We start from the raw sequence: 23,408 nt of genomic DNA on the forward strand, positions 1-23,408 counted from the left end.
CGCCGGGTGCGGACCGCTCGATTCGAATTAGGACCCATCGACACCTCTATCGATCCCGTCCTTTCCAGAACGAACCTTTTGGACCAGGTCCCGACACTTTGTAATATTCTTGAAGAGACTAGTCAGATAGTTGGTCGAATAGGTGTCATCGATGCTCTTCGTGAGGGCCGTCAAGCTCTGTTCAGTCAGTTCAGGAACACGTTTCATTTCCGATGGCCAATCATACTCGGGATCCTCAATCCGCTGTAGATCGAGTTCCCGGAAGACCAGATGAAGAACCAGTCGGTTCCCCTGCAGACAGATGGAACGCGGGCGCCCATCTAGCTGACCTCTCAAACGTGTCAACGTTGCGTCGACTTCCCGCATGACCTCGACGCAACGCCATATCCGATAGGGCCCTACAGTCGGATTGAAGAGTGTCCGGTACGGGGGTTTCTCTGTGGACTCCCAAAGGCTTCCCATCCTGCTCTTCGCCATGACCGCCAAACTGGGCTCCCTATTCGCACACGCCAGAGCCACTGTGGCGTCCACCACCGTGCAGCCGTGCTCGGGGCTTGGAACAGGCTCCCCACGCTTGATCGAGTAAGTCTTTTTAAGAGAGAGAACCAGTTCTGTACACAAGCGACCCTGCTCGGGATCCAGCGAGACGAAATCTCGGGTCTCCACAGTATTCTGCGTGTTGGTCGCCCTGGTCACCGCTGTCGCAAAACCTTCAGGGCAGCCTTCAAGGCTGATAAAGCGCACCCACACCCTGGCCTCGTCCAGACCAGCTTCGCCCCTATGTGCTGCCTGGTGGATACTCGCCACCGTCTGGGCACCGTTAACGATACTCACACCCGTGAGCGAGAAATCACCGAAAGTGCGACTGGCGGCACCCCGCGCCGTCTTCTTCACGCTCTCGCAGAGCGCTGTCACGCCGTTGTTGAAGTACCAGAAATGTTGGGGGTCTTTGATAATCGTTTGCGAAACCGCCTCGTTGACGCTCGTGTTCCCCAGAGCCTTCCTGATGTTCTGGGAGAAAAGACGGTCTCCGAAATGCTCATACCAGTTCGCCACGCTTGAGGCGGTAACTACGCCGTAGTACGCCTCGTATGGTTCGCTTACCGTACCCCAGTTCTCCAGTTGGGCATTGAAGTCGATTCTGGAGCCTCCCAATCCTTCGGATATGAAGGAATGAAAATCACTCAGCCCCAGGATCTCCATGGATACGACTTGTTGCGACTCATTCATCTCTTCGAGTAGATCGCTGAAAACGGCGGATGAGGGGGCAGCCAAATCGGTTCGGCCGGTGGTTGCCACCACGAGAATGAAGGTGACGTTGACGTCATCAAGTGCCTCTGTAATTTTCTCCTCTTGGGCACGGAGACGCGCGTTGAACCGGTCGAACTTCGTGTCCAGGAGATCTCTGAACCCGGCCGTGAAATGGCGGGAATCGCCCAAGCCGAGGCTGCCGTCCCCGGAACCATCCCATTTTGACTGGACAAGGATCACTCTTCGCTGCAGAGGATCGATCGCAATGGCGTCGATTCCATTGTCCCCAGTTCCGTCCACCACCGTGGCCGCCGCCTCGGCGGCAGACAGTTCGGTGAACCTCTGTACGGCGAGAGCCGCCAAAGATCGGCTCAGGAAGGACTTTTCCCGGACCGAGTCGCTGGCTTTTGCGTAGTCGCTCATGTCGATGTGTTCCGCGAAGCCCGTGTGCAGCGCTTCCCTGATGTGCCTGACCCAGAGCCGTTTCATGCAGCCTCCTGCTCGCCAGCGCCGACAAACATGGCTGAGTTGCCGAAGTCACCGTAGTCATTGCATAGGGTGACTGGGAAGAGGCGGAACGTGATCTGGTCGCAAATGGTGCAACTCTCTTCTAGCCCGCACCTGTCCCGCGTGGCGACGCTCACGCCAGGGCGGACCCCAGAGTCAAACTACCGGTGACCAGCGAGGCGGGAAAAGATCTCTGGTATCGCGAGAAAAGATCTTGGATGGGCCAGGATTGCCGCTGCTCAGCGCATTCGTCGGTTGCCCGCAGTACCGCAGCCCCCTGCTCGGCCCCAACGGGTCGGGCAGGGGGCGCCTTTGCCGTACTCCCTGCGCCCACCCCACCAGTACCGTGGAAGCCTCACTCTCTGGCGGGGGCATCGGTGAACACGTCCGAAGGAAGCCTTGGCGACCGCATCGCAGAACTCCGATCGCGGCGAAACATGACGCAGGAGAAGCTGGCCGCGGCTGCCGGCCTGTCCGTCGACTTGATCCGCAAACTTGAGCAAGGCAGGCGCAGGACGGCGCGCCTGGCCAGCATCAATGCGATGGCGCGAGCGCTCGATACAGAGCCGAGCTATCTCGTCGGGCAGCCGACGACCTTCGAGGCCGGCGCATCGGACGGCGTCCCGCCCTCCGTGCTCGCGCTGCGGCAGGCCGTCTCCCCGGTGGCCGATCTGCTGGACGGGGACACGGACCTTGACGACCCGCCGAGCATCCTCGAGCTTCAGGCGTCACTGCTGTCGACCGAGGCCATTCGCCGCGACGGGCGCATGGGCGAGATCGGAGCCCTCCTCCCTCAGCTCATCCGTGACGCCCGCATGGCGGCACATGCCTACACCGGCAGCGACGCGGCAGCGGCGAACTCCGTCCTGGCCGTCGCGTACCAGGTCGCGGCCACCACGCTGACGGCCCTCGGCAAGGAGGACGCGGCGTTCACGGCCCTGGAGCGCTCGCTCCTCGCGATCCGCCTGTGCGACGACCCGAACCTTGAGACTATGGCCGCTTCGACCTTGTCGTGGGTGTTCACGAAACAAGGGCGGCTGGCGGATGCGGAGCATGTCGCCGTCACCCGCGCGCACCAGATCGAGCCGGGCTTCCGCTCCAGTCCGGAAGATCTCGCGCTGTGGGGCGTGTTGCTGCTTCGCGCGGCAACCGCCGCGGTGCGGCAGGAGAAACACGACACGGTCACTGACCTGTTGAGGTTGGCCAAGGGAGCTGCGGAGAGTATGGGGCGGGATCTCCTCGTCTACGCCACCCCGTTCGGGCCGACGAACGCGGGCATCGCCAAGGTGAACTTCCTGGTGGAGATGGAGAAAAGCGACGAGGCCCTGCGATCTGCCCGCGACATTCCGGGCATTGGTGGGCTGCCGCCCACCTGGAGGGCGCGCTTCCATGTCGACCGCGCTCTCGCGTACAACGATCTGGGGAAGGACCGGGCGGCAGAGGGCGCGCTCCTGCTGGCCGAGAAGGATGCGCCGGAGTGGATGCGCTACCACTCGACATCTCGCCGGTTGGTTGAGGAGTTGCGAGGGCGTGCGTCCCGCAAGGACGCCGTCCTCGGCCTGGCCGACCGGCTCGGGCTGGTGGGGTAGGACATAGCGCCCTACCTGATCCAGAACATAGGACAGCCTGTCACTGGTCTGTGATCACGCGACTCCATAGCGTGCTCCGCATGACGCGGTGCCGGTCAACCCCCACCAGAGACGGCCGGCGCCGCTCCCATCGCAGCCCCTGGGAGCCCACCATGACCGTCATCGCCCGCGAACTGCCGCCGCCCGACACGTTGTCCGAGCGCCAGTTACGCGGCGCCGACCGCTGCTTCTGCGGCGCAGACCTGACCCGCTCGGAGGTCACCGACCTCGGGCAGCAGCGGGTGACCGTGCACGGGGCCCGGGTGTCGTGGTTCCCCCGCTCCTGCCCGGGCTGCCCCAGAGCGGGCGGTGCGTCATGACCGTCTGCGTGAAGGGCCCTATGCGCGCGGCTTCCCGCTGGAGGACGTCACCGGTGCGTACTGCGAGGAGCACGGCTGATCACCGCGCCCGCTACGGCCGTCCCCCGCCCATCCCCCGGACCCTGCCGGACCGGGGAATGGACGGGGACGGGCGCGCCTTCGGCCTACTTCGCCGCCGTCTTCTTGGCAGCAGTCTTCTTCGCCGGGGCCTTCTTCGACTGTGCCGTCCTGGCGGCGACAGTCTTGGCTGCGACCGTCTTCGCCGGGGCCTTGCGGGCCGGGGCCTTCTTCCTCGCCGGGGCCGCCGCGTCGCTGATCCGTTCCGAGTCCAGGATCTCGCGCAGGAACTTGCCGGTGTGGCTGCCCGGCTCGCCCGCCACCTGCTCGGGGGTGCCCTCGGCGATGACCAGACCGCCGCCGTTGCCCCCCTCGGGACCCATGTCGATCACCCAGTCCGCCGTCTTGATGACATCGAGGTTGTGCTCGATGACGATGACGGTGTTGCCCTTCTCGACCAGCCCGGACAGTACGGTGATCAGCTTGCTGATGTCCTCGAAGTGCAGACCCGTGGTGGGCTCGTCCAGGACGTAGACCGTACGGCCCGTGGAGCGCTTCTGCAGCTCGCTCGACAGCTTCACCCGCTGCGCCTCGCCGCCCGAGAGGGTCGGCGCCGGCTGGCCGAGCCTGACGTAGCCGAGGCCCACCTCGTTGAGCGTCTTGAGGTGACGGGCGATCGTCGGGACGGCCTCGAAGAAGTCCAGCCCCTCCTCGATCGGCATGTCCAGCACCTCGGCGATGGACTTGCCCTTGTAGTGGACCTCCAGGGTCTCCCGGTTGTAGCGCGCTCCGTGGCAGACCTCGCACGGGACGTACACGTCCGGCAGGAAGTTCATCTCGATCTTGATGGTGCCGTCGCCCGAGCAGTTCTCGCAGCGCCCGCCCTTGACGTTGAAGGAGAAGCGTCCGGGCAGGTAGCCCCGGACCTTGGCCTCCATCGTCTCGGCGAAGAGCTTGCGGACATGGTCGAAGACGCCGGTGTACGTCGCCGGGTTGGACCGGGGCGTACGGCCGATGGGCGACTGGTCGACGTGGACGACCTTGTCGACCAGGTCGTCACCGTCGACACGGGTGTGCCGCCCGGGCACCGACTTCGCGCCGTTCAGCTCGCGGGCCAGGTGCGTGTAGAGGATGTCGTTGACCAGCGTCGACTTGCCCGAACCCGAGACACCGGTCACCGCGGTGAACACGCCGAGCGGGAACGACACGTCGATGTCCTGGAGGTTGTTCTCCCGGGCACCGTGCACGGTGAGCTGCCGGTCGCCCGAGACGGGCCTGCGGATCTCCGGGGTCGGGATGGACTTCTTCCCCGAGAGGTACTGGCCGGTCAGCGACTCCTTGTTGGCCAGGAGCCCCTTCAGCGAACCCGAGTGCACGACATGCCCGCCGTGCTCACCTGCGCCGGGGCCGATGTCGACCACCCAGTCGGCCACCTTGATGGTGTCCTCGTCGTGCTCCACCACGATCAGGGTGTTACCCATGTCGCGGAGCCGTACGAGGGTCTCGATCAGCCGGTGGTTGTCCCGCTGGTGCAGCCCGATCGACGGCTCGTCCAGTACGTACAGCACGCCGACCAAGCCGGAGCCGATCTGGGTGGCGAGCCGGATGCGCTGCGCCTCGCCGCCGGAGAGCGTGCCCGCCGCGCGGTTCAGCGAGAGGTAGTCCAGGCCCACGTCGACCAGGAACTTCAGCCGTTCGTTGACCTCCTTGAGCACCCGCTCGGCGATCTTCCGGTCGCGCGCGTTCAGCGTGAGCCGTGCGAGGAACTCGGCGCAGTCGCTGATCGACAGCGCGGAGACCTCGGCGATGGACTTGTCCATCACGGTCACGGCGAGAACGAGCGGCTTGAGGCGGGTGCCCTCACAGGTCGGGCAGGGCACCTCGCGCATGTACCCCTCGAAGCGCTCCCTGCTGCTGTCGCTCTCCGCCTCCGAGTGCCGCCGCTTGACGTAGGAGACGGCCCCTTCGAAGACGGGGGTGGTGTAGGCGCGCTCGCGCCCGTACCTGTTCCGGTAGCGGACCTCGACCTGGGTCTTGTGGCCGTACAGCAGCGCCTTCTTGGCGCGCTGCGGCAGCCCGGCCCACGGGATGTCCGTACGGAAGCCGAGGGCCTGGGCGAGGCCGCCGATCATCCGGCCGAAGTACTCCTTGGTGTGGCCGTGCGACCACGGGTGGATCGCGCCCTCGTCGAGCGACTTGTCCTCGTCCGGGACGATCAGGTCCGGGTCGACCTCCATGCGCGTACCGATGCCGGTGCAGTCGGGGCAGGCGCCGAAGGGCGAGTTGAACGAGAAGGAGCGCGGCTCCAGCTCCTCGAAGGAGAGGTCGTCGTACGGGCAGTACAGGTGCTCGGAGTACATCCGCTCGCGCTCGGGGTCGTCCTCGGCGAGGTCGACGAAGTCGAGCACGACCATGCCGCCGGAGAGGCCGAGCGCGGTCTCGACCGAGTCGGTCAGCCGGCGCTTGGCGCTGTCCTTCACCGTGAGGCGGTCGACGACCACCTCGATGGTGTGCTTCTCCTGCTTCTTGAGCGTGGGCGGCTCGGTGAGCTGGATCGTCTGCCCGTCGACCCTGGCCCGGCTGTAGCCCTTGGTCTGGAGGTCGGAGAAGAGATCGACGAACTCACCCTTGCGCTCGCGCACGAGCGGCGACAGCACCTGGAAGCGGCTGCCCTCGGGCAGGTCGAGGACCTTGTCCACGATGGCCTGCGGCGACTGCCGGGCGATCGGCCGGCCGCACTCGGGGCAGTGCGGCTTGCCGATCCGGGCGAAGAGCAGCCGGAGGTAGTCGTAGACCTCGGTGATGGTGCCGACCGTGGAGCGCGGGTTGCGCGAGGTCGACTTCTGGTCGATGGAGACGGCCGGGGAGAGGCCCTCGATGAAGTCGACGTCCGGCTTGTCCATCTGGCCGAGGAACTGCCGGGCGTACGAGGAGAGCGACTCCACGTACCTGCGCTGCCCCTCCGCGAAGATCGTGTCGAACGCGAGGGAGGACTTGCCCGACCCGGAGAGCCCGGTGAAGACGATGAGTGAGTCACGGGGGAGGTCGAGCGAGACGTTTTTGAGATTGTGCTCACGCGCGCCACGGACGATGAGACGGTCGGCCACGCCGGTCCGCACCTTTCTGGAGGGATGCAGGGGCGGAGCCCCCTTCGGACTGTGGGGGTCGCCAGAGCGATGGAATTACGGGCAAATGAGTTACGGACGATGAGTTACGTTGGACTGTTCAGGGGGTTGTCCAGTGTGTCGCTTCGTGCTTGCTCTGTGGGTTGCTCGGAGCCTTTTTGCCAGGCTCGGCCGGCCCGGCTTCGGATTGCCTCCATACCAGGATGCCTCTTCCGAGCTTATAGCACGCGCATTCGATTTAACGCCGCCCTTCGTCGCCTTCACCCGATCGAGTGGTGGCGCTATCGTCGAGACATGATCGATCATGTGCGCGACCTGGCCTCTGTACGTGAAGCGACCGAGCGGCTCCTCAGCGCAGCCGCCGCACTGGACAACGCGGCCGTGGCCGCTCCGTCACGGCTGCCGGGGTGGACTCGTGGACATGTGCTGGCCCATGTCGCGCGTAACGCGGACGCTCTGGTCAATGCTCTGGAGGGTCGGCCGATGTACCCGGACGCCGATACCAGGGACGCGGAGATCGAGCGGGACGCGGCCAGGAGGCTCGATGTCCAGCTCGGTGACGTACGCGACACCGACGCGCGCTTCCATCGGGTGGCCGAGGCGCCCGCCGACTGGGCCCGTACGGTCACCCTCCGCAACGGGGTCACGGATGTGGCAGCCCGGCTGCCGTTCCGCCGCTGGGGCGAGATCGAGCTGCACCATGTCGACCTCGGGATCGGCCGGGACCTGGAAGACCTGTCCGAGGAATTCGTCACACGCGAGATCGAGTTCCTCGCCGAGCGCTTCGCCGGGAACCCTGATCTCCCAGCCCTCGCGCTGACCGCGCCCGGCGGCCGCACCTGGAACACGGGCGGTACGCAGGACGGGCCGCTGCCCGTCAGCGGCCCCGCGCCGGACCTGATGGGCTGGCTCTCCGGCCGCAGGGACGGGGCGGCGCTGAAATGCGAGGGCGGCCCGCTGCCCGCACTGCCGCCGCTCTAGGCGCCGGGTCGGCCACGCCCTGGCCGCCGCTCTGGCCGCCGCTCTGAAGGACGGGAAGGACGGTACGGATGTCACGCGCCGCCTGGGTGCCTCGTACCGTCGTACGCGACGGAGTGCGGCTGGTCTGCCGTGACGGGGGCGGCCCTGGCAGGACCGTGATCCTGCCGCACGGCCTGGCCGGGCACGCGGGCGAGTAGGACGAGGCGGCCCGGCGGCTCCAGCCGTACCACCGGGTCGTCGCTGTCGACCAGCGCGGCCACGGCGGGAGCGAGCGGCACACCGGGGACGTCTCGCGGGCCGCGTATGTCGCCGACGTGATCGCCGTACTCGACCGGCTCGGGCTTGCCACGGCCGGTCGTGGCCGGACAGTCGACGGGCGGGCATACGGCCATGCTCGCCGCCGCCGCGCACCCCGGGCGGTTCAGCGGCGCCGGACAGCCCGGCGAGGACCGGGGCCGGCCGGACGCGCCGCACGCCGTCCTCGGGGACTTCATCGGCTCGGCGGTGTGAACGACCAACTAGGCTGGGCCACATGACGTACAGCGGAGCGGTGAAGGTCGGCGGACCGGCGGACGTGCACGAGTTGCCCGCCCTGATGATCTCGAAGGTCGCGGTGGGCGCGATGAACAACAACGCCTACCTGCTGCGCTGCCGGGCCACCGGTGAGCAGTTGCTGATCGACGCGGCTGCCGAGCCGGCGACGCTGCTGAGCCTCATCGGTGACGACGGCATCGCGTCCGTCGTCACGACGCACCAGCACGGCGACCACTGGCAGGCGCTGGCCGAGACGGTGGCGGCCACCGGCGCCCGTACGTACGCGGGCCGGTACGACGCCGAAGGCATCCCCGTGGCGACCGACGTCCTGGTCGAGGACGGCGACACGATCAGGGTCGGCGAGGTCGAGCTGACCGCCGTACACCTGGTCGGACACACACCGGGCTCGATCGCGCTGGTCTACAACGACCCGCACGGCCACGCGCATGTCTTCACCGGCGACTGCCTCTTCCCCGGTGGTGTCGGCAATACGCATCAGGACCCGGTGGCGTTCGCGAGCCTGCTCGACGGGGTGGAGACCAAGCTCTTCGGCCGGCTGTCCGACGAGACCTGGGTCTACCCGGGCCACGGCAGCGACACCACGCTCGGCGACGAGCGCCCGCACCTGTCGGAGTGGCGCGAGCGCGGCTGGTAGCAGGCGGACAGCGGGCCTGCGGTCAGCGGGCCGGCCGTCAGCGGGTGTGACGCATACGCTGGCCCACTTCGCCCTCGTCCGTCTCCCACCAGGGGCGCACCAGACCGGGAGCGGGTACGGCGGGACCCGGGGCGCCCGCCGGGGCGGCGGGTGCGGCCGCAGGCGCGGGGGCCGGGGTCAGTTCTTCGTCGAGACGTGCGTCGAGGGCCGCTGTCCTGTCGCGGTCGGCGCGCCACCACTCGATGAACACGGCGATCAGGAACGGCATCGCGACCAGCTCGGCGAGCGTCAGCATCAGCCCGCCGCCGAGCATCTGGTCCTCCTGGACGCTCGGCCCCCAGGTCCGCGGATGCGCGGCGTACCAGTGTCCCGCCACCAGCGTGCCGCTGGTCATGACGACGATGCCGGGCACCGAGTCGAAGAGGCCGTCGAAGAAGACCAGGGCCGCCCGGATGGGGTGGTTGCACCAACGGGGCAGCATCTCTTGCCTGGTGAGCATGGGCAGGACGAACAGGCTTCCGGTGAGCAGCAGTTGAGCGTGCATCAACTGACGGACCGGGTAATTCCCCAGCGAGGTCGCGAAGTACGGCGTGAAGTAGATGGTCAGTTCGGAGACGAGCACCATGAGCGAACTGACCAGCGGGAACGTCAGTACGCGTACGGGCCGTGAGGTCATCGCCCGGTGCAGCGGCCCGTCCGGGGCGGCGAGCCCGAGCGGGTCTCCGAGGGCCAGCCCGAGCGGGGCGAGCAGGTCGAGCAGGATGTTCTGCACGGCGGCGGGCCAGAACAGCACCCGGTCGTAGACGGCGAGCGACGACATCGTGGCGACAGCGAGCACCCCGAGGCCGAGTACGGCGAAGGCGGCGATGCGTGCGACGGGCCAGCCGAGCCCGGCGCGTCTGCGGCGGACGACCCCCGCCGCGTACAGCCCGCCGAGGAGGGCGATGGCGGCGAGCGCCACCGGGTCCGCCTCCCAGGTGGAGAACCCCCGGGAAAGAGTGAGCTCCGGCAGCACTCCGCACCTGCTTCCCGATCTGTCCTGGACCGTCCGGTTCCGCCGCCCACGGTAGACCGGGGGCGGCGGACGGCTGGACTCGGGGGCGGCCTCCGGACCTTCGCGGGGGCCTGCTTGAGGACCGGCTCGATGACCGGTCCGGGACCGTCAGGCCCCTATGTTGGTTCTGTCGTCGGACTCGGCCTTGGCCGCAGCGTCGCGCTCCGCCTGCTTCTTCGAGGCGATCAGGCTGGTGATCGTGGTGATGATCAGGACGCCACAGATGACGGCCAGCGAGACCGGGATGGAGATCTCGGGAACGTGCACGCCCGTCTCGTGCAGCGCGTGCAGCACCAGCTTCACCCCGATGAAGCCCAGGATGACCGACAGTCCGTAACTGAGGTGGACCAGCCTTCTGAGCAGGCCGCCGATGAGGAAGTAGAGCTGCCGCAGCCCCATCAGGGCGAAGGCGTTGGCGGTGAAGACGATGTACGGGTCCTGGGTCAGGCCGAAGATCGCCGGGATCGAGTCCAGCGCGAACAGCACGTCGGTGGTGCCGATGGCGAGCATGACCACCATCAGCGGGGTCAGCACCCGCTTGCCGTTCCGCCGGATGAAGAGCTTCGTGCCCTCGTACCTGTCGGACACGCCGAAGCGGCGCTCGATGGTCTTGAGCAGCCGGTTCTCCTCGAACTCCTCGTCCTCGTCGTCGGAGCGCGCCTCCTGGATGAGCTTCCAGGCGGTGTAGATCAGGAACGCGCCGAAGATGAAGAAGACCCACGAGAAGCTCGCGATGATCGCGGCTCCGGCGGCGATGAAGATCGCACGCAGGACCAGCGCGATCAGCACACCGATGAGCAGCACCCGCTGCTGGAGGTGTGAGGGGACCGCGAACTTCGCCATGATCAGCACGAAGACGAAGAGGTTGTCGACGCTGAGCGATTTCTCGGTGATGAAGCCGGCGAAGAACTCGCCGGACGCTCCGCTGTCGCCGAAGAGCAGCAGGCCCAGGCCGAACAGCGCGGCGAGGCAGATCCAGACGCCCGTCCAGATCCCGGCTTCCTTGATCGACACGTCATGGGGCTTGCGCCCGATGAGGAAGTCGACAGCGATCAGGGCGGACAGACCGAGAATGGTCAGCGCCCACAGGGTCAATGAAACGTCCACAGTGCCTCCGGCTTCGTACGACTACGTATCAGCGACGTCGCTGCCGGAGGTCTCTTCCACCCGGGCGGTTCCGCTGCCGGCCGGGCCGACGCCCCGGGGCCGATGGCGGTCCGTATTGACGGGTACGTCGCGATGTGGGAGTACTCCCCTCCGCTGCTGAGAAGACTACAGTAATTACCAAGGAAAGGTAAAGCAATGGGTAAGGTGACCCCAAGTCCGCAGGTCAGCGGCGCCCTTCGCGGAGGGCTCCGGCCACCCCCTCCAAGACATGGCGCAGCATCGGACCGCCGTCCGCCGGGAGTGCCGGAGGCGTGTACGTCCAGGAGTGGCCGACCCAGGGATCGGCCAGGTGCTCGCTCGGTACGGGCGTGAGAGGCAGCAGGGAACGCCAGAGCGGGTCGAGCACCGGACCGTACGCCCGGGCGTCCTCGCGGTCCGCGACCATCAGCAGGTGCACACCGGCCGAAGGCCCCTCGTCGGCGAGGTAGCGGAGCTGGGTCACCCCGCGGTCGTCGAAGCCGTGCGGGAAGTCGTTGATGATCAGCAACTGCTCGCCGAGGTCGAGATCCGGCGGAAGTGATTCGGGAGTGCCGCCCCTGAGCGCCATCTGCACGAGGTCGACCCGCTGGGTGAGCTTGCCGAGGACCGCGCTCACGCCCTCGGCGCCGGCCGCCGGCGGTCCGCCCAGCACGCCCGTCTCGACGAGCGGCGCCAGGGCGGCGGTCGCGGATCCGGCGGGGTCGATCACCTGGACAGTGAACCCGCCCGGCGGATGGACTGCGAGCAGCCGCGCCGCGTGCGCGACCGCCGTGTCCATCGCCAGCCGGCGCAGCTCCGCCCCGTCCATCATCAGGGCGGCCTCGGAACCGGTCCTGCCGCTGTCGACCCACAGGCCGCGCTCCAGCGGCAGCCGTACCAGCATCGGGATCGGCAGTTCCGGGCTCTCGGGCAGGTGGACCTCGCCGAGGCGCAGCGCCATCGGGGTCTCGTCCGGGACCTCGTAGTCGCGCCAGACCGGGCTGTCCCAGCGCGCGTACGCGGGTGGCAGCGCGGGCTCGACCACCTGGGACTCGGCGGCGAGCTGGGCCAGATCGCGGTCGAACACCTCACGGGCCCGGCCCACGAGGCGGTCGTGCTTGGCGTGGGCCTCCTCGCGTACGGTCTCCGCGGCGCCGCCCATGCGCTGCCGGGGGTCGGCGAGGGCCCGGTCCAGCTCCTGGTCGAGCCGGGACTCGGCGAAGTCGACGGCGCTGCGGTACGCGGCGGTGGCGCGTGCCAGGTCCTCGAACATGCCCCAGACCTGGTTGTACAGGCGCTCGTCCATGGACCAGCCGGACGCGTCGCCGGCGACGGGGCGCGGCTGCTGTCCGGGTTGTTCCGATGCCCCGGCGGCGAGCGGGGCCGAGGCCGTCTTCTTGCGTGCCGGATGCGTGTAGTCGACGCCACCGGCGCGCGCCCCGGCCTGTGTTCCGGCCACCTGTGTTCCGGCCACCTGTCTTCTGTCCGGTGTTCCGGTCTGTGCTTCCGTCAGCGGCGCCTGGACCGCGCTCGCCAGGTGCCGGGCGACCGCGTCCTGGACGGTGGTGGCGAACGCCGGGGCCTCCACCAGCCCCTGATCGCCCAACAGTTCCGCGAGGCCTCCCGCGTACCCCTGGCCCACGGCCCTGACCTTCCAGGCGCCCTGCCTGCGGTACAGCTCCAGGGCGACGACGGCCGATTCGGCGTCCAGCCCGGTGAGCGCGAAGCCGGCGACCGCGACACCTTCGGTGGAGGTGACGGCGGCATACGGCGCCGTGGTGCCGGCGAAGCGGGCCGGTCCTCCGACGCCCTCGGGGAGGGCGAGCAGGACGTTCACGTGGTGCGCCTGCTCGGGCACCGCCTCCAGGTCGACGTGGAAACGGAGTTCGGCGGCTGCCTGCCGGGACACCTCGACACCCGGGAGCGTGGGCGAGCCGGGGTGGGCTATCCACTCCGTACCGCGTACGGTCCCCTCGGCGTCGGCGAGAGTGGCACAGGCGAGGACCGGCGCGCCGGCCGTCACCCTGATCTCCAGGCGGGTGTGGGGCAAGGGGTGGTTCTGCCCCCGGACCAGCTCGGCCGTCATCGGTCTGTCCCCCATGTGCGTTTCGGTCGGCGGTGGTTGGTCGTGCCAGGTGATCGTGCCAGGTGGCCGCGGTTGTGATTGCGGTCGCGCTCAGGCCGGTCGAAGCCGATCGGCCGTGGTCAGCGGTGGTCAGCGGTGATCGGTATCGGTCGGCGTCCGTACGTGCGACAGCTCCCGGCGGGTCGGACCCGCCGGGAGCTGCGTCATGAACCGGACCTACAGGTGCGGCAGGATCGACGGCATCAGATCCTGGAACGTGCGGCCGTTCGACGGGTTGCCCAGGGCTGTCATCTGCCAGCCGGAACCCACCCGGTGCACCTTCGCCATGATCTGCGCGGTGTACTGTCCGCCGCCGTCGAGCGTGTACCTGGCCAGCTCCTGGCCGTTGGTCTCGTCCACGATGCGGCAGAACGCGTTCTGCACTTCCTGGAACGTCTGGCCGGTGAAGGAGTTCACCGTGAAGACGATCTGGTCGATGTGGACGGGCACCCGCTGGAGGTCGACGAGGATCGACTCGTCGTCACCGCCCTGGCCGGCGCCGCCGACCACGTTGTCGCCGGTGTGCCGCACCGAGCCGTCGTCACTGACGAGATGACGGAAGAAGACCACGTCGACCGGCTGCTTCTCGGCGAAGAGCACCGCCGAGGCGTCGAGGTCGATCTCCCTCGTGCGGGAGCCGAACAGGCCCCGGCGCGGGGCCGCCTGCCAGCCGAGCCCCATGCGCACGGCGGTCAGAGCGCCGCCGCCCTGCTTCTCCAGGCTGATGGCCTGGCCCTTGGACAGATTGACGCCAGGACCCCCGGACGCGCCGCCCTTGGATACGTCCACCATGCGATGTCCCCTTTCGAATGGTTCCCCCGCAACCGTCCGTATGCGGTTGTGGATCACCCTACGCAGTCGGGCCGACCGCGCAGTGGGCGCGGACGGTTTTCGTGTCGGTCTTGAGACACGCCGCCGCCGGGGGACGTCAGGCCAGCCCCGCCTCCCGCATCTGCCGCAGCTCCTTCTTCAGTTCGCCCACCTCGTCGCGCAGCCGAGCGGCCACCTCGAACTGGAGGTCGGCGGCGGCTGCCCGCATCCGGTCGGTCATCTCCTCGATGATCCCGGCGAGTTCGGCCGCGGGACGGTCGGTGACCACGGCGCCCGCCTTCTTTCCGCCCTTGGCCGCCTTCGCGCCGAGCGACGGCACCGGGGTCTTGGCCTGCTTGCCGTCCTTGCCCTGGCGGTAGCCCGTGCCGAGAAGCGCCTCGGTGTCGATCTCCTCGCGCGCGATCGACGCGACGATGTCGTTGATCTGCTTGCGCAACGGCTGCGGGTCGACCCCGCGCTCGGTGTTGTAGGCGATCTGCTTCTCGCGGCGGCGGTTGGTCTCGTCGATGGCCTGCGCCATGGCCGGGGTGACCTTGTCCGCGTACATATGGACCTGGCCCGACACGTTACGTGCGGCGCGGCCGATGGTCTGGATCAGCGAGGTGCCGGAGCGCAGGAAGCCCTGCTTGTCCGCGTCGAGGATCGCCACCAGCGACACCTCGGGCAGGTCGAGGCCCTCACGCAGCAGGTTGATGCCGACGAGTACGTCGTACTCCCCGGAGCGCAGTTCGCGCAGCAGCTCCACACGGCGCAGCGTGTCGACATCGCTGTGCAGGTAGCGCACCTGGATGCCCAGTTCGAGGAAGTAGTCGGTGAGGTCCTCGGACATCTTCTTGGTGAGGGTGGTGACCAGGACGCGCTCGTCCCTCTCGACGCGCTCGCGGATCTCGTGCACCAGGTCGTCGATCTGGCCTTCGGTGGGCTTGACGACGACTTCCGGGTCGATGAGCCCGGTGGGCCGGATGATCTGCTCCACGAAGCCGTCGCCCCGGGACAGCTCGTACTTCCCGGGGGTGGCCGAGAGGTAGACGGTCTGGCCGATCCGCTTCTGGAACTCCTCCCACTTCAGCGGGCGGTTGTCCAGCGCGGACGGCAGCCGGAAGCCATGGTCGACCAGGGTCCGCTTACGCGAGGCGTCACCCTCGTACATCGCGCCGATCTGGGGCACGGTGACGTGCGACTCGTCGATGACGAGCAGGAAGTCCTCGGGGAAGTAGTCGAGGAGGGTGTTGGGCGCCGTGCCGGGACTGCGGCCGTCGAAGTGCATCGAGTAGTTCTCGATGCCGGAGCAGGAGCCGATCTGGCGCATCATCTCGATGTCGTACGTCGTGCGCATCCGCAGCCGCTGGGACTCCAGCAGCTTGCCCTGCTTGTCCAGCTCGGCGAGGCGGCCCTCCAGCTCGCTCTCGATGTCGTTGACCGCGCGCTCCATCCGCTCGGGTCCTGCCACGTAGTGGCTGGCCGGGAAGACGTACTGCAACTGGTCCTCGCTGATGACCTCGCCGGTCAGCGGGTGGAGCGTGGTGAGCGCCTCGATCTCGTCGCCGAACATCTCGATCCGGACGGCCAGCTCCTCGTAGACCGGGAAGATCTCGATGGTGTCGCCGCGGACCCGGAAGGTGCCGCGCGTGAACGCCAGGTCGTTGCGGGTGTACTGCATCTCGACGAAGCGGCGCAGCAACTGGTCGCGGTCGATCTCGTCGCCGACCTTCAGCGTCACCATCCGGTCCACGTACTCCTGGGGCGTACCCAGGCCGTAGATGCAGGAGACGGACGCGACCACGATCACGTCACGCCGGGTGAGCAGCGAATTCGTCGCGGAGTGGCGCAGCCGCTCGACCTCGTCGTTGATCGACGAGTCCTTCTCGATGTAGGTGTCCGACTGCGGGACGTACGCCTCGGGCTGGTAGTAGTCGTAGTACGAGACGAAGTACTCGACGGCGTTGTTGGGCAGCAGCTCGCGGAATTCGTTGGCGAGCTGGGCGGCGAGCGTCTTGTTCGGCGCCATCACCAGGGTGGGGCGCTGGAGCTTCTCGATCATCCAGGCGGTCGTCGCCGACTTTCCGGTGCCGGTCGCGCCGAGCAGGACGACATCCTGCTCACCCGCGCGGACGCGCCGCTCCAGGTCGGCGATGGCCGTGGGCTGGTCGCCGCTGGGCTGGTAGGAGCTGACGACCTCGAAGGGCGCCACCGTACGTTCGATGTGGGAAACGGGCCGCATGGATCCACCGTACGACCCCGCACTGACAACCGGGGCGGGAAGCCGCCGGGCGCGGGTCCCGGCACCGGCCCTCACCTGCGCGGACACCCGTCCTGGACACCTGTCCCGGAGACCTTCGGCGGAGACCTTCCCGGGCGCCTTCCCGGGTGCCTGTCCTCACCAGTCGTGGAAGTCCGGGGACCCCCGGCGCTCGGGTCGCGCCGCCGCCCTGTCGCCTTCGCCGGCCGACCGGTGAGGCAGCCGCGTCCGGGTGCGCTGCGTGGGCACTCCCGCCCGGGCGCCGACCACCGCCACCTGCGAGCGGTCACGCCCGGGGCCCTCACCGGTCCTGACCGGGTCGAAGAGCACCGCGACCCCCACCAGCAGCAGGAAGATCGCGGGACCGATCAGCATCGGCAGCAGCACCGCCGCGTCGGGCCGGCCATCGGCGCCGGCCGCTGCCGCCGGGTCCAGCCGTACGTCGACGGCGGCCATCCCCGTGTAGTGCATGCCGGTCGAGGCGACGCCCATCACCAGGCCGCCGGCCAGGCTCGACGGGAGCCCCCGGTGCGAGACGACCGTCCAGAGCGCCGCTGTGGCGGCGGCGACGGCGATCAGTACGGAGAGCGCGACGGTCACGGTGTCGTACTCGACCTGGCCGCGCAGCCGGATGCCCGCCATCCCGAGGTAGTGCATGGTCGCGATGCCGAGGCCGGTGACCGTACCGCCGGTGACCAGGGCCATCGGGGTCGTGCCCCGGTATCCCACGATGAAGATCCCGGTACCGATCATGACGATCCCGAGGCCGAGCCCGGCCAGCATCGTCGGCCGGTCGTAGCCGACCGGTGTCTCGGAGACGACGAATCCCATCATCGCGATGAAATGCATGCTCCAGGCGCCACAGCCGATGGCGGCGGCGCCCAGCGCGAGTCTGCCGGGCTTCCAGGAGTGCGGCTGCCGCAGCGAGCGCGCTGTGCAGCGCAGGCCGAGCGCAGCGCCCAGGCACGCCACGAGGAAGGCGGCCGCAGGTGTCACGAGGCCGTAGCTGAATCCGTCGACGGTGCCCTGGATGGCGATGTGTCCCTCACCCCTTGTCGTCCGCGTGCGAAAGCGCTGTTTCCGGGTGACGGTGGGACCGTCGCCCCGGTAGCCGAACCGGTAGGCGAACATCTTGCCCGCTGCTTTGTCGACAAGGGACGCCAGGCCCCGCCCCGTCCGAAAAGCCGCCTTTCATCCCGCCATTCATTTCATGGTCAGCAGTCGTCCCTCCCTCGTTCGCCGACGGCTGCCACCCTCGGCCCGATGTGATCCCATGACGCGAGGAGTACCCGTGTACGCACGCCCCTCAGTGACGACGGCCGCCGCGCTCCTGGGTGTCACCGCACTGATGTTGCCAGGCTCCGCTCCCGCGTCGGTCGGCGCGGCCATGGCCGCCGAATCGGCCGAATCCGCCGAGGCCGCGTCGGGGCCCTCGCGGCTCGGCGCACCGCTCGTGATCGCGCACCGCGGCGCCTCCGCCTACGCCCCCGAGAACACCCTCGCCGCCGTCGATCACGCCGCCGACCTGGGCATCGAGTGGGTGGAGAACGACGTCCAGCGCACCAAGGACGGTGAGCTGGTCGTCATCCACGACGCCGGCCTGCGCAGGACCACGGACGTCGAAGAGGTCTTCCCCGACCGGGCGCCCTGGAACGTCAAGGACTTCACGGCGGCGGAGATCGCCGGCCTGGACGCCGGGAGCTGGTTCGGAGCGCGGTGGGCGGGGACGCGCGTACCCACGCTCGGCACCTATCTGAAGACGGTGGAGGCCAACCGGCAGAGCCTGCTCCTGGAGATCAAGGGCCCTGAGCTGTATCCGGGCATCGAACAGGACATCCTGCGGGTGCTGCGCCAGGAGGGCTGGCTCGATCCGGTACACGTTCGGAGCAAGCTGGTCGTCCAGAGTTTCAGCGCCGACAGCATCCGGGCGGTGCACCGGCTGCGGCCCGATCTGACAACGGGCTTCCTGGGGACGCCCAGGACCGCCGATCTGCCGTCGTACGCGGCCTTCACCGACCAGGTCAATCCGGACGTCGAGACACTCAGCGGCGAGTTCGTGGCCGCGGCGCACCGGCTGAAGGGGCCGCACGGCAAGCAGCTCCACGTCAGTACGTGGACGGTCGACGACGCGGCGGGCGCCGTGCGCGCCGACGAGCTGGGCGTGGACGGGATCATCACCAACAACCCCGACGTGGTGCGGGACGCGGTGGGCGCGGACGCGCGGGCGGGGGCCGTGGGGTCGCGCCTCTAGGTCGCCTGGGGTCGCGCTGTGGGGGCTGGTTCGGGGTCCGTTGTCAGTGGCGGGTCCTACCGTGGTCGGCATGAACGACAACGAGCAGCCGACGTCCGCCGAATGGGCCGTCATCGGGAGCGCCGTGGGGCCGCTCCTGCTGACGGCGACCGGGCGCGGTCTGGTGAGCGTCGTCTTCCACGCCGAGGATGCCGTACGGGACAAGGCGCTCGGACAGCTCGCCGGCCGGCTCGGCGCCGCCCCCGCCGCCTCGGACTCGGGCCTTCTCGCCGAGCCGATACGTCAGTTCAGGGCCTACTTCGACGGCGGGCTGCGGGAGTTCACGCTGCCGCTCGACTGGTCGCTCTCCTCGGGCTTCAACCGCGAGGTGCTGCGTGAGCTGGCGGCGGGTGTCCCGTACGGCACGGTCGTCGGGTACGGCGATCTGGCCCGACGGGTGGGGCGGCCGGCCGGGGCGCAGGCGGTCGGGGCCGCGATGGGGTCGAATCCGCTGCCCGTGGTGGTGCCGTGCCACCGGGTGGTGGAGAGCGACGGCGGCCTCGGCGGGTTCGGCGGCGGTACGGAGGCCAAGCGGCGTCTGCTCGCCCTGGAGGGTGTGCTCCCGGAGCCGCTGTTCTGACCCGGGCGTCTGCCCCGGCGTCCGACCCGGCGACCGACCCCGGCGGAAGGGGCGGACCCGTGCGGACGTTTGGGGACCGCCCCGCCGTGCCAGGGATGGGAGCATGCCCGCACCCACGCCTTCCGCCGCGTCACCGCTGTCCCCCGAGGTACGTGACGCGCTCGCCACCGGCCGGCCCGTGGTCGCCCTGGAGTCGACGATCATCGCGCACGGTCTGCCGCGCCCGCGCAATCTGGCGGTCGCCGAGGAGCTTGAGGCGCTCGTACGGGCGAACGGTGCCGTGCCCGCCACGGTCGCCGTGCTCGACGGGCACGCCCATGTAGGCCTGGCCAAGGATCAGTTGGAGCGGATCGCGGAGGACACCTCCGTACGGAAGCTGGGGCACCGCGATCTGGCGCCCGCACTCGCCGCGGGCGCCACCGGGGCGACGACCGTCTCGGCGACGGCCTTCCTGGCGGCGTCGGCGGGCATCCGGGTGTTCGCGACGGGCGGCCTCGGCGGCGTCCACCGCGCGTGGACCGACACCCAGGACGAGTCGGCCGATCTGCGGCTGCTCGCGCGGACCCGGATCACCGTGGTCTGTGCGGGCGTGAAGTCGATCCTCGACGTGCCCGCGACGCTGCAACGGCTCGAAACGCTCGGGGTCGGCGTCCTCGGATACGGGACGGAGTACTTCCCTGGGTTCTACCTGGCCTCCTCCGGCGAACGGGTCGACTGGACGGTGCGCACCCCCGAGGAGGTCGCCGCCGTGATGGCCGCGCAGGACACGCTCGGCGGTCCCGGCGCCGCGCTGATCGTCGGCAATCCCGTGCCGGAGGCGGAGCAGCTCGATCCGGAGCTGCACGACCGGGTCCTCACCGAGGCACTCGCCGAGTGCCGGCGGCAGGGCATCGGCGGCCAGGCCGTCACGCCGTTCCTGCTGGACCACCTCCAGCGGCACACGGGCGGCGCCTCGCTGGAGGCCAATCTCGCCGCCGTGCGCGGCAATGTGGCGCTGGCCGCGCGAATCGCGGCGGCCGACGCGGCGCCGGCCCGATGACGGTCACCGGCCCGATGACGACCGGCGACGCGGTGACGACCGGCGACGCGCTCCTGATCGTCGGGGACGTGGTCACCGATGTGGTGGCCAGATACCGCTCACCACTCGCGTACGGCACGGACACCGTGGCCGAGATCCGTACGCTGCCGGGCGGCGCGGGGGCCAATGCCGCCTGCTGGGCGGTGCGTACGGGCTGCGCCGACGTACGGATCCTGGCGCGGGTGGGCGCGGGCGACCGTGACTGGCACGAGGAGCGGCTCCGGCGCTCCGGGGTACGGGCTCAGCTCGTCGTCGACGAGACCGCGCCGACCGCCACCGTGATCTCGCTGGTCGACACGTCGGCCGAGCGCACCTTCCTCACCGACAACGGCGCCGCCCTGCGGCTGTGCCCCGCCGACTGGTCGCCGGCCCTGCTGGACGGCGTCGGCCGGCTGCATCTCTCCGGCTACCTGTTCTTCTCCGCCACCAGCCGGCGGCTGACGGCCGCGGTCCTGGAATCGGCCCGCGAGCGCGGAATCCCGGTGAGCGTGGACCCCGCGTCGACGGGGTTCCTGGTGGAACTACGTACGGGGAGTTTCCTCACCGCGGTCGACGGTGTGGACACGCTGCTGCCCAACGCGGACGAGGCCCGGCTCCTCGCCGGTCGCCAGGACGTGTCGGAGGCCGCCGCCGAACTGAGCCGCCGGACCCCGCTGGTCGTGGTGACGCTGGGGGCCGAAGGCGCGCTGGTGGCGCAGGCGGGCGCCGTGACCGCGCATATCGCGGCGGACCGCGTGAGCGCCGTGGACACGACCGGAGCGGGCGACGCGTTCACCGGCGCTTTCCTCGCGGCGCGACTGGCGGGCGCCGACCCGGCGTCGGCCGCCGAGGAGGGCTGCCGGGCCGGAACGCTGTCGGTGACAACGACGGGCGGCCGGCCCCCCGAAGAGGACGGAGAGCCGCCGGTGCCTCAGCCGGGACCGCCCCAAGCGGGACGGTCCGGGTGATCGACCCGTACGACGACGTCGGCGGCGTTCGCCGGGTCCACCTCCTCCTCGTACCGTTCGAAGGCGGGAAGCGTCCAGCGCTCGCTGTCCGGCGTACGGCGTCGCAGCGCGGCGGGCGACAGCCGCAGATGCACCGTCAGGTCGAACGGGAACCAGTGCCCCAGCAGCAGCGGCCCGTGGACCACCAGCACGCCCCCGGGCGGAAGTTCGGCGTGCGGGCTGCGGGTCGCGCGGTCGGTGGCCGGATCCCAGAGGTCGGGCAGGACGCGTCCGGTGCCGCCGGGGTCGAGCGGCCCGAACACCTCGCGCCACAGCGCTCCGGTGTCGTACCAGCCGCTGTAGTACGTGTCGGGGTCCTCGCGCCCGTACTCGTAGCGCAGCGACGCCGGCCGCAGGAACCCGCCGGTCCCGACCACCAGGACGGAACGGCCGCGCAGCCGTAGCGCTTCGGCGAGCGCGGCGGCCGGCTCGCCGGGGGCGGCGGCGGGCGCGCCGTCGAAGGCGATCCGCAGCCAGGAACCGCCGTCCGGTGAACCGGTCTCCAGGACCCGGTCGGCCAGGGCCTCCGTCAGCCGTTCCCAGGTGATCGCTTCGAGGTGCACCCGCCCATCATGGTCCAGCGCGCGCGGCAGCGGCCGAGGCGGGCCGGGGGTTCAGGCAGGCGCTATCGGATTATCCGTAGATTTCTCCATTCAGGGTTCAGAAAGCGCATTCCGGGATCAGACTGACCCCCTTCACAGCAAGCGAGGGGGCCACTCATGTATCCACCGTCACCACCGCCGCCCGGGTCACAACCGCCCGTGCCGCCACCGTTCATGCCGCCCCAGCCGGGTATGCCGCCCGGAATGCCGGGGGGACGGCCCGGCTGGGCCAGGAAGCGTTACGTACTGCCCGCCATCGCGGTCGCCCTGTTCATCGGCATCGGCATGGGCGCGAGCGGCGGCAGCGACGCGCCGAAGACCGAGACGGTCGCGGAACCGGCCGTCCAGCCGGGCCCGACGGTGACGACCACCGCCACCGTCACGGCCACCCCCGAGGCCCCGGAGCCGCTCCCGGCCGTCACCGTCACCGCGAAGGTCACCGTCAGGGCGACGGTGACGGCCAAGCCCCGGCCGGCCTCCGGCGGCAGCGGCGGGGGCAGCGGCAACAGCAGTAGTGGCGGGGGAAGTTCGAGCAGTGGCGGCGGCGGTTCGTCGGTCTACTACAAGAACTGCACCGCCGTACGCGCCGCAGGAGCCGCCCCCATCCACTCCGGCGATCCCGGCTACGGCTCCCACCTCGACCGCGACGGTGACGGCGTGGGCTGCGAGTAGCCGACAGCCGCCGTCAGCAGGCAGCAAGTGGCGAGTAGCAAGTAGCAGGCAGGGACGGACGGTTCGCGCTCACTCCCCCCGCAGCACCTTGGCGAGCTTTCCGTCCCCCGACACCTCGATACGCCCGTCCCGTACCCCGTCCCCGACCGTCAGCGCGCCCACGCTCAGCGCTCGGCAGGTTTCGGCGTCGAGGGCGAGACGGGCGTCGGGGTCCGCCGCCGGGCCGTCGCCGTACACCGGGACCGCGCCCGACAGCCTTACGTGGAAAGACCCCTCGTCCAGGCGGACTTCGACCACGCCGTCGCAGCCGAGGCCGTCGAGGACCGGCAGCAGCGGTACGGCGAACCAGTGGGCACGTACGGCGTCGGTGGGCCTGCGCTCGGCGAGCGCGGGGGCGCCCCACTCGGCCAGCGCGGTGAGGACCGGCAGCAACCCCCGGCCGCGCGCGGTCAGTTCGTACACGTAAGCGGCGGCGGGCGGCGGGAGCTTGCGGCGCGTGGCCAGTTCCGCGCTCTCCATGTCCTTCAGCCGGGAGGCGAGCACATCGGTGCTGACGCCGGGCAGATCGGCGTGGAGATCGGTGTAACGGCGGGGACCCGCCAGCAGTTCACGGACGATCAGCAAGGTCCAGCGGTCGCCCACGTCGTCGAGGGCACGGGCGGCGGCGCAGTACTGATCGTAGCTTCGGCGGCGTGGCATGCGCCTCAGTCTAGACATGTTGTTGGACTTTCCAAGCTCAAGCTTGGTAAAACCAAGTATCGCAACAAG

Annotated in this window: 19 protein-coding genes and 1 pseudogene; 10 read left to right on the forward strand and 10 right to left on the reverse strand. The window is 69.4% G+C overall.

What is annotated here, in order from left to right:
* Positions 1 to 27 precede the first annotated feature (27 nt).
* Positions 28 to 1,740, reverse strand: coding sequence for an AIPR family protein (locus tag QR77_RS08080; RefSeq protein WP_040020596.1), 1,713 nt, complete (start codon positions 1,738 to 1,740; stop codon positions 28 to 30).
* Between the two features lie 395 nt (positions 1,741 to 2,135).
* On the opposite strand from QR77_RS08080, the gene QR77_RS08085 reads away from it, so the two are divergent.
* The gene (locus tag QR77_RS08085) at positions 2,136 to 3,347 is read left to right on the forward strand and encodes a helix-turn-helix transcriptional regulator (RefSeq protein ID WP_040020597.1); all 1,212 of its coding nucleotides are present in this window, start codon (positions 2,136 to 2,138) and stop codon (positions 3,345 to 3,347) included.
* A 152-nt stretch (positions 3,348 to 3,499) separates the two neighbouring features.
* Positions 3,500 to 3,706, forward strand: a complete 207-nt coding sequence (locus QR77_RS08090) for a hypothetical protein (RefSeq protein ID WP_040020598.1) — start codon at positions 3,500 to 3,502, stop codon at positions 3,704 to 3,706.
* A gap of 164 nt (positions 3,707 to 3,870) precedes the next feature.
* On the opposite strand, the gene uvrA is transcribed toward QR77_RS08090, so the two are convergent.
* Entirely contained in the window at positions 3,871 to 6,870 is a 3,000-nt protein-coding gene (uvrA, locus tag QR77_RS08095; protein ID WP_040020599.1) for an excinuclease ABC subunit UvrA, read from the reverse strand.
* A gap of 312 nt (positions 6,871 to 7,182) precedes the next feature.
* Here uvrA and QR77_RS08100 point away from each other — a divergent pair, with 312 nt between their 5' ends.
* From QR77_RS08100 to QR77_RS08110, 3 genes and pseudogenes are all read left to right on the forward strand, one after another.
* A complete protein-coding gene (locus QR77_RS08100; protein WP_040020600.1) occupies positions 7,183 to 7,869 on the forward strand; it encodes a maleylpyruvate isomerase family mycothiol-dependent enzyme in 687 nt (228 codons plus the stop codon).
* Between the two features lie 68 nt (positions 7,870 to 7,937).
* Positions 7,938 to 8,286 (forward strand): annotated as a pseudogene (locus QR77_RS43335) (alpha/beta fold hydrolase); the annotation flags it as partial.
* Positions 8,287 to 8,401: 115 nt separating this feature from the next.
* Positions 8,402 to 9,058 carry an MBL fold metallo-hydrolase gene (locus tag QR77_RS08110; protein ID WP_040020602.1) on the forward strand — a complete coding sequence of 219 codons (657 nt, stop codon included), beginning with the start codon at positions 8,402 to 8,404 and terminating at the stop codon, positions 9,056 to 9,058.
* 37 nt (positions 9,059 to 9,095) lie between these two features.
* On the opposite strand, the gene QR77_RS08115 is transcribed toward QR77_RS08110, so the two are convergent.
* The 6 genes from QR77_RS08115 to QR77_RS08140 all read right to left on the reverse strand — a co-directional run bounded on the left by QR77_RS08115 (position 9,096) and on the right by QR77_RS08140 (position 17,464).
* The gene (locus tag QR77_RS08115) at positions 9,096 to 10,073 is read right to left on the reverse strand and encodes a cytochrome c oxidase assembly protein (protein WP_040020603.1); all 978 of its coding nucleotides are present in this window, start codon (positions 10,071 to 10,073) and stop codon (positions 9,096 to 9,098) included.
* Between the two features lie 147 nt (positions 10,074 to 10,220).
* On the reverse strand, positions 10,221 to 11,219 hold the full coding sequence (locus tag QR77_RS08120; protein ID WP_040020604.1) for a TerC/Alx family metal homeostasis membrane protein: 999 nt from the start codon (positions 11,217 to 11,219) through the stop codon (positions 10,221 to 10,223).
* 223 nt (positions 11,220 to 11,442) lie between these two features.
* Positions 11,443 to 13,323: a TerD family protein gene (locus QR77_RS08125; RefSeq protein WP_040020606.1), complete on the reverse strand. Its 1,881-nt coding sequence runs from the start codon at positions 13,321 to 13,323 to the stop codon at positions 11,443 to 11,445.
* A gap of 216 nt (positions 13,324 to 13,539) precedes the next feature.
* The gene (locus QR77_RS08130) at positions 13,540 to 14,154 is read right to left on the reverse strand and encodes a TerD family protein (RefSeq protein WP_052488604.1); all 615 of its coding nucleotides are present in this window, start codon (positions 14,152 to 14,154) and stop codon (positions 13,540 to 13,542) included.
* Between the two features lie 136 nt (positions 14,155 to 14,290).
* Complete coding sequence (uvrB, locus tag QR77_RS08135) at positions 14,291 to 16,414, reverse strand: excinuclease ABC subunit UvrB (protein WP_040020608.1); 2,124 nt, start codon at positions 16,412 to 16,414, stop codon at positions 14,291 to 14,293.
* A 156-nt stretch (positions 16,415 to 16,570) separates the two neighbouring features.
* Positions 16,571 to 17,464 (reverse strand): MHYT domain-containing protein, encoded by an 894-nt coding sequence (locus QR77_RS08140; RefSeq protein WP_052489550.1) that lies wholly within the window; start codon positions 17,462 to 17,464, stop codon positions 16,571 to 16,573.
* A 316-nt stretch (positions 17,465 to 17,780) separates the two neighbouring features.
* Between QR77_RS08140 and QR77_RS08145 the strand changes: the two genes are divergently transcribed.
* From QR77_RS08145 to QR77_RS08160, 4 genes are all read left to right on the forward strand, one after another.
* A complete protein-coding gene (locus QR77_RS08145) occupies positions 17,781 to 18,683 on the forward strand; it encodes a glycerophosphodiester phosphodiesterase family protein (RefSeq protein ID WP_236711071.1) in 903 nt (300 codons plus the stop codon).
* A gap of 70 nt (positions 18,684 to 18,753) precedes the next feature.
* Positions 18,754 to 19,302: a methylated-DNA--[protein]-cysteine S-methyltransferase gene (locus QR77_RS08150; RefSeq protein ID WP_040020611.1), complete on the forward strand. Its 549-nt coding sequence runs from the start codon at positions 18,754 to 18,756 to the stop codon at positions 19,300 to 19,302.
* Positions 19,303 to 19,405: 103 nt separating this feature from the next.
* Entirely contained in the window at positions 19,406 to 20,341 is a 936-nt protein-coding gene (locus tag QR77_RS08155) for a pseudouridine-5'-phosphate glycosidase (protein WP_040020613.1), read from the forward strand.
* A complete protein-coding gene (locus QR77_RS08160) occupies positions 20,338 to 21,327 on the forward strand; it encodes a sugar kinase (protein ID WP_236710561.1) in 990 nt (329 codons plus the stop codon). Before QR77_RS08155 ends, QR77_RS08160 begins: the two co-directional genes overlap by 4 nt.
* On the opposite strand, the gene QR77_RS08165 is transcribed toward QR77_RS08160, so the two are convergent.
* Complete coding sequence (locus QR77_RS08165) at positions 21,291 to 21,929, reverse strand: uridine kinase (protein ID WP_040020614.1); 639 nt, start codon at positions 21,927 to 21,929, stop codon at positions 21,291 to 21,293. The genes QR77_RS08160 and QR77_RS08165 overlap by 37 nt on opposite strands.
* A gap of 243 nt (positions 21,930 to 22,172) precedes the next feature.
* On the opposite strand from QR77_RS08165, the gene QR77_RS08170 reads away from it, so the two are divergent.
* Positions 22,173 to 22,640, forward strand: coding sequence for an excalibur calcium-binding domain-containing protein (locus tag QR77_RS08170; RefSeq protein WP_236710562.1), 468 nt, complete (start codon positions 22,173 to 22,175; stop codon positions 22,638 to 22,640).
* 69 nt (positions 22,641 to 22,709) lie between these two features.
* Here QR77_RS08170 and QR77_RS08175 read toward each other — a convergent pair whose 3' ends face one another.
* Complete coding sequence (locus tag QR77_RS08175; protein WP_078876546.1) at positions 22,710 to 23,357, reverse strand: winged helix-turn-helix transcriptional regulator; 648 nt, start codon at positions 23,355 to 23,357, stop codon at positions 22,710 to 22,712.
* Positions 23,358 to 23,408: the final 51 nt, after the last annotated feature.

The organism is Streptomyces sp. 150FB, assembly GCF_000818195.1.
GTDB lineage: Bacteria > Actinomycetota > Actinomycetes > Streptomycetales > Streptomycetaceae > Streptomyces.